This window comes from Sporosarcina sp. D27, from assembly GCF_000586555.1.
Classification (GTDB): domain Bacteria; phylum Bacillota; class Bacilli; order Bacillales_A; family Planococcaceae; genus Sporosarcina.
The window spans coordinates 1-12,147 of the sequence record NZ_AZUC01000016.1 but is presented as its reverse complement, the minus strand read 5'-3'; the positions used below and the strand labels follow the sequence as shown (position 1 = coordinate 12,147).

General features: G+C 43.6%; 11 protein-coding genes and 1 other annotated feature. Of the genes, 2 read left to right on the top strand and 9 right to left on the bottom strand.

Annotated elements, in window-relative coordinates:
- Positions 1–2: 2 nt before the first annotated feature.
- The 5 genes from kynU to N693_RS18905 form a co-directional block, all read right to left on the bottom strand.
- The gene (gene kynU, locus N693_RS0104685) at positions 3–1,286 is read right to left on the bottom strand and encodes a kynureninase (protein ID WP_025783634.1); all 1,284 of its coding nucleotides are present in this window, start codon (positions 1,284–1,286) and stop codon (positions 3–5) included.
- A gap of 174 nt (positions 1,287–1,460) precedes the next feature.
- Positions 1,461–2,129, bottom strand: coding sequence for a deoxynucleoside kinase (locus tag N693_RS0104680; RefSeq protein WP_025783633.1), 669 nt, complete (start codon positions 2,127–2,129; stop codon positions 1,461–1,463).
- Entirely contained in the window at positions 2,130–2,762 is a 633-nt protein-coding gene (locus tag N693_RS0104675) for a deoxynucleoside kinase (RefSeq protein ID WP_025783632.1), read from the bottom strand.
- A 380-nt stretch (positions 2,763–3,142) separates the two neighbouring features.
- Complete coding sequence (locus N693_RS0104670) at positions 3,143–3,781, bottom strand: hypothetical protein (protein ID WP_025783631.1); 639 nt, start codon at positions 3,779–3,781, stop codon at positions 3,143–3,145.
- Between the two features lies 1 nt (position 3,782).
- Complete coding sequence (locus tag N693_RS18905) at positions 3,783–4,316, bottom strand: RNA polymerase sigma factor (protein ID WP_037592759.1); 534 nt, start codon at positions 4,314–4,316, stop codon at positions 3,783–3,785.
- Positions 4,317–4,471: 155 nt separating this feature from the next.
- Between N693_RS18905 and tadA the strand changes: the two genes are divergently transcribed.
- Positions 4,472–4,975: a tRNA adenosine(34) deaminase TadA gene (gene tadA, locus N693_RS0104660; RefSeq protein WP_025783630.1), complete on the top strand. Its 504-nt coding sequence runs from the start codon at positions 4,472–4,474 to the stop codon at positions 4,973–4,975.
- A 28-nt stretch (positions 4,976–5,003) separates the two neighbouring features.
- On the opposite strand, the gene serS is transcribed toward tadA, so the two are convergent.
- The gene (gene serS, locus N693_RS0104655) at positions 5,004–6,287 is read right to left on the bottom strand and encodes a serine--tRNA ligase (RefSeq protein WP_025783629.1); all 1,284 of its coding nucleotides are present in this window, start codon (positions 6,285–6,287) and stop codon (positions 5,004–5,006) included.
- A 71-nt stretch (positions 6,288–6,358) separates the two neighbouring features.
- Positions 6,359–6,572 (bottom strand) — a binding site (T-box leader).
- A gap of 168 nt (positions 6,573–6,740) precedes the next feature.
- Between serS and N693_RS0104650 the strand changes: the two genes are divergently transcribed.
- Positions 6,741–8,147: a PLP-dependent aminotransferase family protein gene (locus N693_RS0104650; RefSeq protein WP_025783628.1), complete on the top strand. Its 1,407-nt coding sequence runs from the start codon at positions 6,741–6,743 to the stop codon at positions 8,145–8,147.
- A gap of 21 nt (positions 8,148–8,168) precedes the next feature.
- On the opposite strand, the gene N693_RS0104645 is transcribed toward N693_RS0104650, so the two are convergent.
- The 3 genes from N693_RS0104645 to N693_RS0104635 all read right to left on the bottom strand — a co-directional run bounded on the left by N693_RS0104645 (position 8,169) and on the right by N693_RS0104635 (position 11,703).
- The gene (locus tag N693_RS0104645) at positions 8,169–9,515 is read right to left on the bottom strand and encodes a D-alanyl-D-alanine carboxypeptidase family protein (protein WP_025783627.1); all 1,347 of its coding nucleotides are present in this window, start codon (positions 9,513–9,515) and stop codon (positions 8,169–8,171) included.
- A gap of 137 nt (positions 9,516–9,652) precedes the next feature.
- The gene (guaB, locus tag N693_RS0104640; protein WP_025783626.1) at positions 9,653–11,119 is read right to left on the bottom strand and encodes an IMP dehydrogenase; all 1,467 of its coding nucleotides are present in this window, start codon (positions 11,117–11,119) and stop codon (positions 9,653–9,655) included.
- Between the two features lie 107 nt (positions 11,120–11,226).
- Positions 11,227–11,703, bottom strand: a complete 477-nt coding sequence (locus N693_RS0104635; RefSeq protein ID WP_025783625.1) for a glutathione peroxidase — start codon at positions 11,701–11,703, stop codon at positions 11,227–11,229.
- Positions 11,704–12,147 lie beyond the last annotated feature (444 nt).

Sequence of the window (12,147 nt, the reverse complement as noted above, 5' to 3'; positions counted from 1 at the left end):
GTTTACGCGACGACTTCTCGCTTATTTTCAAATTGCTTGTATTGCTCTTCGTCCATGATACGCTTTAAAATGTTCACCGTCTCAAGCACTTCTTCAAACGTGTTATAGAGTGCAACTGGTGCCAGACGTATTCCATTCGGTGTGCGGAAATCGGGAATAACTCCATTTGCTTTCAAGGCTTTACAAATTCGTGCTGCTTCTTGATGAACGATAAATACATGACCACCACGTTCCGCATCGACTTTCGGACTTGTTACCGTAAATCCATACTCTTCAAGTTCCGTTTCGATTAACTCCTGTAAGTAGCCTGTCAATGCAAGTGATCGTTTACGAATTGCGTCCATTCCTACTTCGTTCATGAGTTCTAGTGAGCCGATCAACGGTGCAGAACTGAGTAAGTTAGGCGTGCCCATCTGAAGTGCTCCAGCACCCTCTGCAGGCGTAAACGTATGCTCCATATCGAACTGCCGGTCTTTTGCAGAACCGAACCATCCTGCGAGTCCAGGTTGCACACCAAAATGCATTTTGTTAACGTAGATCCCGCCCGTTGCACCCGGTCCTCCATTTAAGTGCTTGTAATTGCACCAAAATGCGAAGTCGACATTCCAATCATCCAGTGCATGTGGAATTGCTCCTATCGAATGACACAAGTCGAAGCCAACTAAAATCCCTCGTGCATGAGCCGCTTCTGTTACCTTCTCCATGTCAAGTACTTGTCCGCTACGATAGAGAGCGCCGGACAAAATCACAACAGCAACGTCATCATTCATCGCCTCGATAATGTCTTCCATCTGCAGTGTTTGTCCATCACGGCTTGTCACTTGAATTAGGTGCTCCGCAGGATCTAGTCCATGTAGCTCTAGCTGACTTTTAATCGCGTAAATATCCGTCGGGAAGTTCAATTCATCGGCTAAAATTTTTGTTCGACCGGTTGAGGGTTTGAAAAATGTTGCGAGGAGCTGATGGAGATTCGAGGTAGTCGAACCTGTTACAATAACTTCTTCAGCTTCCGCACCGATTAGCGGAGCAAGAGACGCACCTAATTCTTCGGACAAGTTAAACCAAGGACGCTCCCCTTGCATCCATCCGTCAATACCATGTGTCTTCCATGAATCCATAATAGCGAGTAATGAGGTTTCTGCACGTTTTGATAATAATCCAAGAGAGTTGCCGTCAAAGTAAATGATGCCTTCTTGAACGTAAAACTCTTCACGACGGCTTGCTGCAGCATAGCGTGTCTCGAGTTCATTTGCATAGGCAATCGTCGATTTTTCGTTCACAGTCATAGGGAATCGCTCCTTCACAATGGAATTTTCTATAGGGTTCACTATACGTGAAGCATTTTCAACGCGTCAATAACGCTTGTTCACGGATAGGAATACTCTATTCCTCCATTCGATAAAAAATGCAAAAAACCTTTCCAGACAGGTTTTCGCTGCCGGAAAAGGTCTTTTGCTTTGTTACCTACGAAGCGGTTCTGTTTGGGACAGGATGCCGCCAATTTTCTCAACGATCAGTTCCACTTCATGAGCGTTTGTAATTAGGTCATAGTCATTGATATCTAGGCGAAGCACCGGGCAAGCAGTGAACGAGTCGATCCACTTCTCATACCGTGCATGCATTTCTTCCCAATACGTAATCGGTGTCTCTTGCTCCATCTCACGGCCTCGTTCATGAATGCGGTCAATAATGCTGTCCAGCGGGCCTTCCAAGTAGATAAGCAAATTGGGATGTGGGAAATAAGGAGTCATGACCATCGCGTCGAACAAGTTTGTATACGTCTTGTAATCGACAGGATCCATCGTACCTTCTTCCATATGCATACGTGCAAAGATGCCAGTATCTTCATAGATAGAACGATCTTGAATGAACCCACCGCCATATTCGAAGATGCGCTTCTGTTCTTTGAAACGTTCTGCTAGGAAGTAAATTTGTAAATGGAAACTCCATTTCTTGAAGTCTTCATAGAATTTGTCCAAGTATGGGTTTTGGTCTACATTTTCAAAGGATGTTTGGAAACCGAGTGCTTCTGCAAGTGCTGTCGTCATCGTCGACTTTCCGACACCTACTGTTCCTGCGATCGTAATAACTGCGTTTTCTGGAATCCCGTATTTTTCACGTAAGTTCACTTAAACGACCTCTTTCTGGATGACAGCATTAACTGCGTCAAGAATGTATTGGCGGTCCCTGGAGTTCGCAACGAAGTCGAGTTCGTCTCCATTGAAACGCAAGACTGGAATTTCAGGATGCATGAGCTCGAATCGATTAATGAATGTATCATAATCTTCGGAGAGCCGACGCATATAGTTTGGATCCATTCCCCGCTCATAATCACGACCTCGCATAGCAATTCGTTTCATAAGTGTCTCGAGGCTAGCATGCAAGTAAACAATGACGTTTGGAACAGGCATACCTGCAGTCAAGATGTTATAAATTTGCTCATATTTTGCATAGTCGCTTTCAGAAAGACTGCGTTGTGCAAAGATGAGATTCTTAAATATATGGTAGTCTGCGACGACAGGCTTGTCTTCGGCTAGATACTGTTTTTGAATATCGCCAAGTTGTTTATATCGATTGCAGAGGAAGAACATTTCGGTTTGAAAGCTCCACTCTTCGATGTCGTCGTAAAATTTATTGAGAAACGGATTTTCATCCACAATTTCCATGAGCAGGTGGAACCGGCTAGTGTCCGAAATCGCTTTAGACAACGTGGATTTTCCAACCCCGATCGGTCCTTCTACTGCAATGAATGGAATGGTCATGACCAACGCTCCTGTCTTTCACTTAGTGTCGTCCCTTTAGTTTATCATAGGAGTCACTCAATTGGTTGTGACATTTTTTCCACGTGGAACAATTGTAAAACTTGCATATAGATAATTAAAAATGAACATAAAAAGGCTGTCTACTTTGTGAAACACTAGAAGTAGACAGCAACCGGGAATTATATAGTAGACAGTGTTGATTTACACTTCAGTCGGACGCTTTCCGCGGGCTCGATTTCAGTCTCCTCGTCGCTTCGCTTCTGCGGGGTCTTCAACCTTCGCTATTTCCGCAGGAGTCGCCGCCTTTCGTTTCAATCAACAGTATCTTGCTTAATACAAATTTACTATCAAGCTCAAGAACAGATAAGTTCAGCTAAGTTCTATTCTGCTTCAATTACACTATTGGATTTGCCCATTGAAAAGAAGTGGTCATTTGAGATTTCATCCAGAAATGCTTGCATTTTAATCATGACTCCATCGGGTGATGCGATATCTGCATTGAAAACATAGCTAGGCAAAACCACGTCGAACGTCTTGGTTTGATTGGCATCAATAGTTACGTGTTGGGCCACACTTGCTTGAAATGGATTTTCCCTAGCTTCATTTTTCAAACGAATGTCGTAGCTCAAATAAAGATTCATATCGAGAATTGGCAGGTTTGACTGGTTTTTCACTTGAATCGTGAACTTTGTTTCGTCAGTATTTATAGGGACTTGGGTAAGTAGTTCAACATTGATTTTTTCTAAATCTTCCATGGAAATACTTGTAGCAGTTAGTGGCTCATCTAAGGATAATGATGAATTTTTTGATGAATTGTATAAGATTCCAGCAGACATGAGTAAAAATAATGAGAAAGCCGCAGCAGCAACTACCCAGTACGTAATAGGGGGTTTCTTCTGACGATCAGAAGCATGTAAAGCAACCTGATGAAGTCGAATCTTTTCTCCATCTGAAAGTTTCACATGTTTGTCTGTATAACTTTTCATCTCATTTGCCAACTTCTGTTCGAACTTATCCATTTCAATTGCCTCCTTCTAACTTCTCTTTTAACTTCTTTTTCGCACGCAGTAATCTAGACTTTACGGTGTTACTACTAATTGATAAGATTCTTCCTATTTCCTCCATCGTTAACTCTTGGTAATAATATAGAATTAGAACTTCTTTATACTTTGATGATAGGTGGGACAAATGGGACATCGTTTCTTCCGTCTTCTCTTTAGTTAATAAAGAGTCTTCTGCGGAGTGAAAATCCCCCTGTGGGTCAATGGATGCTTTATATAAAAAGTTTCGAACTGACCAACGTTTATTATGATCTTTGCATTTATTGATAGTAATACGAATTAGCCACGTTCTGTAGCTGGATTCTTCCCTGAACTTATGTAGGTTTTGATAACATGCGATGAAGACCTCTTGTAAGATGTCTTCACTTTCCATTACATCATTCACATAGAGAAAAGCGATTTTTTTAACGTCTAATGCATAATCACGAATCAAGGATTCCATCAGTTCATTATCAGTTTGTCTAATCTCCTTATATAAATCCCCGTTATTCATCTCTTTCAACTCCTTCCAACTATTAGACGATTGTCAAAACTGATTTGACTCCTAAAATAGATAAATAAAATCGTCCTTAGACTTCTCTACTTTTAATAAATGTGTAGTCCATTAATTTATTTCTCATGATACACTGAGGATAAGGAGCGATGAGTATGAATGTGAACGAGCAAGATCAGTACTTTATGGAATTGGCGATAGCGGAAGCGAGGAAAGCAGAAGCGCTCGGTGAGGTACCTATAGGGGCTGTTATTGTCCATCACGGTGAAGTGATTGCGCGTGCCCATAATTTACGGGAGACGACGCAAAATGCGGTTACTCATGCAGAGCTATCCGCTATTCAAGATGCGTGTGAGGTCATTGGTAGTTGGCGACTTGAGGAGACCGCTCTTTACGTGACGCTTGAGCCTTGTCCGATGTGTGCGGGAGCTATTCTTCAATCTAGAATCCCAACAGTCGTCTACGGAGCCCGTGACGCGAAAGCAGGGTGTGTTGACTCTTTGTATCGACTATTGAACGACGAACGGTTTAATCACGAATGTGAGGTCCGTGAAGACGTCCTGGGGGAACAATGTGGTGCTCTACTCACGAACTTCTTCAGGGCGTTGCGTGAAAAGAAGAAACGAGCAAAAAAAGAAGCGATGCCGGAAGCAGATTGACTTCCGACGTCGCTTTTTACGTTCACTCTTATTCACCAGCTGTAATGTATTCTTTTCCACCCATATATGGACGCAGAACTTTCGGGATCAATACCGAACCATCTTCTTGCTGATTGTTTTCAAGCAATGCTGCAACTGTACGACCAATCGCAAGACCACTGCCGTTTAGTGTGTGCACATACTCTGGCTTCCCCTTTGCTTCACGACGGAAGCGTATGTTAGCTCGGCGCGCTTGGAAATCTTCAAAGTTTGAGCATGAAGAAATTTCACGGTACGCGTTTTGTGCTGGGATCCATACTTCCAAGTCATACTTTTTCGCAGCTGTGAATCCAAGATCAGCTGTACACATTTTCAACTTACGGTATGGAAGCTCAAGTAATTGCAATACTTTTTCTGCATGTCCTGTCAGTTTTTCCAACTCGTCATACGAATTCTCAGGCTTCACAAAACGGACGAGCTCCACTTTGTTGAACTGATGCTGGCGGATCAATCCGCGTGTATCACGGCCCGCAGAACCCGCTTCAGAACGGAAGTTTGTGCTGTACGCTGCAAAGCCTTTCGGTAGCATTTCAGCATTCAGGATTTCATCCCGATAAAAGTTCGTCACTGGTACTTCAGAAGTTGGAATCATGAAGTAATCTTCTTTTTCAACGAGGAATGCATCCTCTTCAAACTTCGGTAATTGCCCTGTACCCGTCAAGCTTTCACGATTCACAAGGTACGGTGGTAACATTTCTTCATAACCGTTCTCATCCTGATGCAGATCCATCATGAAATTGATAAGTGCACGCTCTAAACGCGCGCCCATGCCGCGGTAAAATACGAAACGGCTTCCCGTTACTTTTGCTGCTCGTTCAAAGTCAATAATTTTCAAGTCTGTCCCGATTTCCCAATGCGGTTTTGCTTCAAATGAAAACTCTGGTGTTTCTCCCCACTTACTAACTTCCACGTTATCATCTTCGCTGTCACCAACAGGAACACTTTCGTGCGGAATGTTCGGAATGCGCATTAGGACGTAATCCAATTGTTCTTCGACTTCATTCAACTCCGTGTCGTATGCTTTAATGTCTTCTCCGACTTTACGCATTCTCAAAACAAGCTCGTCAGCGTCCTCTTTGTTACGCTTCATCTCTGCCACTTTCTGAGACACTTCGTTACGCTCCGCTTTTAGCACTTCAACTTTTGCTAATAATTCACGGCGTCTGTCATCGAGCGCTGGGAACTTGTCCAGCTCAGAGATATCCTCTCCACGCATGGCAAGCTTTTTCTTCACACCTTCAAAGTCTGTACGCAACACTTTTCTGTCTAACATTACGATTCCTCCTCAATTTGTTGTAACGATTTCCGAAATTCGAGCACAAAAAAAGCCCTCCATCCCCTATCAATAGGGACGAGAACTACCCGCGGTACCACCCAGCTTAATCAGCACAATGCTAATTCACTCCAGGAAGATAACGGCTCCGGTGCCGGCACAAACCTACTTCTGTTCAGTTTGGCTGCTCAAGGATGGATTCACAGTTGTTTTCACCGACTCGCACCACCCGTCGGCTCTCTTTAGAAAAACGTTGCTGCTACTACTTCCCTTCATCGTCTTACGTTTGAAATTACTTTAACTTTACTATACGCCGAAATGTTTGGCAAGCAAATGCTGAATTTAGAAAATAGATGTCATTTTCACTTTCATCAGCTTACGGTATACTTCACTTATAACCTTTACAAATTTTAAACGTATGAGAGATCGACAGGGTCAGAATGGAGGATATTGATGGAAGAGTGGTTACTTTTATTGGACAAATCTCATGCAATTCCTCTTTATGAACAGATTTATCGGCAGTTGAAACAGGATATTACGGATCAGCGGATTCCTGTCGGTAAAAAACTACCGTCTAAGCGGAAGCTAAGTGAATTTCTTTCAGTCAGCCAAACAACAATTGAACTTGCTTACGGTCAGCTGGTTTCGGAAGGATATATCACGGCAGTCCCTCGTAGTGGCTACTACGTTCAAGATATTGAAGAACTCGCCTATACAGAGTCTGCAGAAGTGAAGGAGGTGATCACTCCTGTAAGACCAGCAGCAATCGACTTTTCACCCGGAAAGGTGGATCCTGTATTGTTTCCTTTTTCGAAATGGAGAAAAGTAGCGAAAGACGTCATCGACGAACACGCCGCTCACTTATTGCAGCTAGGTGATCCCCATGGCGATGTAGAATTACGTAATGAGATTGCCACGTATTTGTATCATTCACGAGGAGTTATTTGTACTCCTGAACAGATCATTGTCGGGTCGGGAACCGAGCAACTCATTCCACTCATTATCCGGATTCTAGGTGAAGAAGCTGTGTATGCTGTGGAAGACCCAGGTTACCCACTGACCCATCACGTATTTGACCATCATTTGAGACCAGCCATTCCCATATCAGTGGACGACGATGGTATGGACGTAGATGCACTACAACGCTCGTTGGCTACAGTTGCATATGTTACACCTTCCCATCAGTTTCCCACAGGTACCGTGCTCTCTGCGCCACGTAGAGCCGCTTTGTTGAACTGGGCATCCTCTAATCCAGAACATATTATTATCGAAGACGATTATGATGGTGAATTCCGATATGCGGGGCGTCCTATTCCTTCACTTCAAGGAATGGATCGTGGAGAAAATGTCATCTATTTAAGTACATTCTCTAAATCACTCATGCCATCACTACGAATCGCCTACATGGTGCTCACCAAAGCACTGCTGGAGCGTTATAAAGGGGCGTTCATCCAATACGCATCCACTGTCCCGCGACTCGATCAGCACATGCTTGCACGCTTCATGGCAGAAGGACAGTTTTCAAGACATTTGAATAGGATGCGCAAAGTGTATCGCAAAAAACTTCAACTGCTCACGGAAGCCCTTACTCCTTATGAACCTGCAATCTCTTATTCAGGAGACGAAGCTGGAATGCACATCATCGTAACTGTACATAAACAGCAAACAGAACCTGTACTAGCTGACCTTGCTCTGCAAGCGGGGATACGTGTTTACAGCTTGCAAGACTACAAGTCCGGACAGGCTACAGGCTCACCATCCTTTTTGCTTGGCTTTGGTGGATTGAGCGAACACCAAATAGAGCGAGGCATTGAAAAACTCATGAACGTCTGGGGCATACAAAAAGCGGAACAGCGCTAGATAGCGTCTGTTCCGCTTTTTTTAGTTGAACAAGCCTTTTACGAAGCCTGTCCCACTATCCCAAAGACCTGAGAAGAAGTGACCGATGCCTCCCATTGCTAGAGAGAACCAGCCTGCCTTTTCAACAGCTTCTTTTGTTACCACTTCGGACTGTACATTTTTCCCGTCGATATACCCATAGTCTTCAGAGCCGTCTTTCTTCACGAGCTCCACATGCCCTACTACTGTATCTTTTTTAATTGGTGCTTGAAGTGAGCCATCTTTCAACTTTTTCTCATCGATGACTAACTTAGGTGTATACTGATCTTTTTCACTCGTTCTTACCATCATTTTAATCGGTTCTTTTACTTGGATGGCAACATCTTTCTCTTTCCCTTTCAGAACCTTCATTGTCTCATCACCTTTGAACTGGTAGCCTTCAGGAACAAACTCCACTTCAGAGAACTGTGAGAAACCATAATCGAATAGGGAACGTGTTGCGTCAAACCGTGCTTTATAGGAACCTTCGCCTTTAGCGTCTACAGCTTTCATCACAACAGCGATGACGCGCTTACCGTCACGAATTGCAGTTCCTGTAAAGCAATGACCTGCAAAGTCCGTTGTTCCTGTCTTCAAACCATCTACACCTTCATAGGCATATAAGAAACCTGGCAACATAGAATTCCAGTTAATCATATTGATCGCGTCTGAAGTACCCTCACGAAATACCTTTGTTGGAATCTTTGTAGTATCGAGAACCTGAGGATAATCATTGATTAGCGCATACGAAAGCTTCGCAACCGATTTAGCCGGCATTACGTTTTCATCATCAGGACCTGATCCTTCTGGATGCATGCCTTGTAAGTCTTTATTATTCAATCCTGTTGAATTGACAAACTTATAGTCCTTCAACCCAAGCTCTTTTGCTTTTTCGTTCATGAGCTTTACGAACTCTTTTTCTGTTCCACCGATTGTTTCAGCAATTGCAATCGTCGCCGCGTTCGCGGAATAAATTGCAAGAGCTTCATACAATTCTTTAATTGTATACGAACCATCTCGTCGTAGGGGCACGTTACTCAACTTACGATTTTGAGACACCGTGTATGTATAGTCTGTTACCTTGTACTCCTGATCCCATGTGATGGACCCTTCATCAATTGCTTCGAATAGAAGGTACTCGACCATCATTTTTGACATACTAGCAATGCCAAGTGGAGCGTCTGCATTTTCTTCATACAAAATCTTTCCGCTATCCGCGTCAATTAGAATGGCCGCATCCACATGGAGGCCAAGCGCCGATTCCGCCTGAGCGGGTGTCGCACCAAATACTGCTACGAGCAAGACTGCCGAGCATAGTACAGACAGCCATCTGTTCTTCATCTTCTTCACATTTCTACCTCCGTCATTGCGATTTACTCCCATAGTTTATCATACCTAAAGGAAAGGATGGATATAAAATAAAAAAAAGCACCTTTCCGCCCATATAAGACGAGAAGAAAGGTGCTGAAGTTCCTGACGAACTAGTTTTAAGAAATTGTATAGTTCGGTGCTTCTTTCGTAATCTGAACTTGGTGGGGATGGCTTTCTCGAAGACCTGCACCTGTCATACGGATGAATTGTGCTTCTTCACGCAATGTGTGCAAGTCTTTCGTTCCGCAATAGCCCATACCTGACCGAATTCCTCCAACTAACTGATGAACTGTATCAGCGAGGGAACCTTTATAAGGCATGCGCCCTTCGATTCCTTCAGGTACAAGCTTTTTCGCATCTTCTTGGAAGTAACGGTCTTTCGAACCGCGTTCCATTGAAGAAACAGAACCCATACCACGATACACTTTAAAACGACGGCCTTGGAAGATTTCAGTATCTCCAGGGCTCTCAGTCGTTCCAGCAAGTAAACTACCGAGCATGACCGCATGTCCACCCGCAGCCAGTGCTTTGACGATATCTCCCGAGAACTTAATACCTCCGTCGGCAATAATCGTCTTGCCTTGCTTCCGAGCTTCAGCTGCACAATCATAGACTGCTGTAATTTGCGGAACCCCTACACCTGCAACGACTCGAGTCGTACAGATAGAACCTGGACCAATTCCGACTTTCACCACATCTGCTCCCGCTTCATACAATTCATGAGCCGCTTCTGCAGTTGCAATGTTTCCTGCAATAATATCGAGTGACGGATACGTTTCCCGAATCTTTTTCACCATATCAATAACACCTTTAGAGTGACCATGTGCTGTATCGATAACAATGACATCTACTTCAGCCTCTACAAGCTTCTCAACACGAACCATTGTATCCGATGTAACACCAACAGCTGCTCCAACTAGAAGCCGACCATGATGATCTTTCGCCGCGTTCGGGAATTCAATCACCTTTTCAATATCTTTAATGGTGATTAACCCTCGCAACGTTCCGTCTTCATCGGCAATCGGAAGTTTTTCGATTTTATGCTGTTGTAAAATCTTTTCTGCATCTTCAAGCGTCGTACCAACAGGCGCTGTAACGAGTTTTTCTTTCGTCATCACATCGTCAATTGTTAACGAGTAATCTTGGATGAAGCGAAGATCACGGTTCGTAATGATTCCGACCAACTTCCGATTCTCAAGCGTATCTACAATCGGTACACCGGAAATACGATATTTCCCCATTAAATGTTCTGCATCGAATACTTGGTGTTCAGGAGTCAGGAAGAATGGATTGGTAATGACACCATTCTCAGAACGTTTTACTGTGACAACTTGCTCAGCTTGTTCTTCAATGCTCATGTTCTTATGGATAACACCGAGACCACCCTGACGCGCCATAGAAATTGCCATTTTAGATTCTGTGACCGTGTCCATTCCTGCACTGATCAACGGGACGTTCAGCTTAATTTTTTCCGTCAATTGAACAGACAATGATACGTCTTTTGGTAACACTTCAGATGCTCCTGGTATCAACAATACATCATCAAACGTTAGCCCTTCACGAGCAAACTTAGTTTCCCACATGCCTGGTGCCCCCTTATAGTTTCGGTTAAATATTAGATAATAGGTTATCAGCGGCGTTAAGGTGTGTCAAGGAAGCAACGATAAGTAAAAGTATTAGCCCTTTTCTGTCATATCAACTTTTCAATTGCATCCTTCATTTTTAGAGGTCCTGTTTGCGGAGCAAAGCGATCTACTACATTGCCTTGTCGGTCTACAAGAAACTTCGTGAAGTTCCATTTAATCCCTTCCGTAAGCATCCCTTTCTTTTGCGATGAAAGAAATTGAAATAACGGCTCTGCGCGATCACCTTTTACATTCACTTTTGCAAACATCGGGAAAGATACACCGAAGTTCATCCGACAAAACTCCTCCGCCTCATGACTACTATCAAATTCTTGATTGTTGAAGTTATCCGACGGGAAACCTAGAACGGTCAGCCCCTGGTCCTTATACATCTCATAGACCTCTTGTAACTCGTCAAACTGCTTCACAAAGCCACACTTGCTCGCCGTGTTCACTATGAGCAACGGCTTTCCTTCGAACTCAGATAGCGATTGCTCGGTTCCATCAGGTTTCTGTACAGTAAACTCATAAACGGATTCCATCTGCGCCATCTCCTCGTGGGTTAGTCCCTTAACCATAAGGGAAACCTCCCCCCAGTGCAAAAAAGAAGGCTTAAATTAAAGCATGGGACATGGAGTGGTATTGGAATGTGATTATGAACCCCGCATTGTGATCATAAACTCTGGATTCCGCTCATAAACTCCAGATTGTGATCATAAACTCTGATTTCCGCTCATAAACTCCGCTTCGTGATCATAAACTCTGATTTCCGCTCATAAACTCCAGATTGTGATCATAACCCCCAGCATCCAATCGTATCTCCACCTACGCAACTCACCATCTACAATAAGTTTCTCCCAAAAGAACATCATCCAACCAGCCTTTTAGAACTTAGATACAAATTAACCTCAACAAACAAAAAAGCGAGCCAAGGAATGAACTCCTTGACTCGCTTTAAAAATTGCCCGGCAACGTCCTACTCTCAC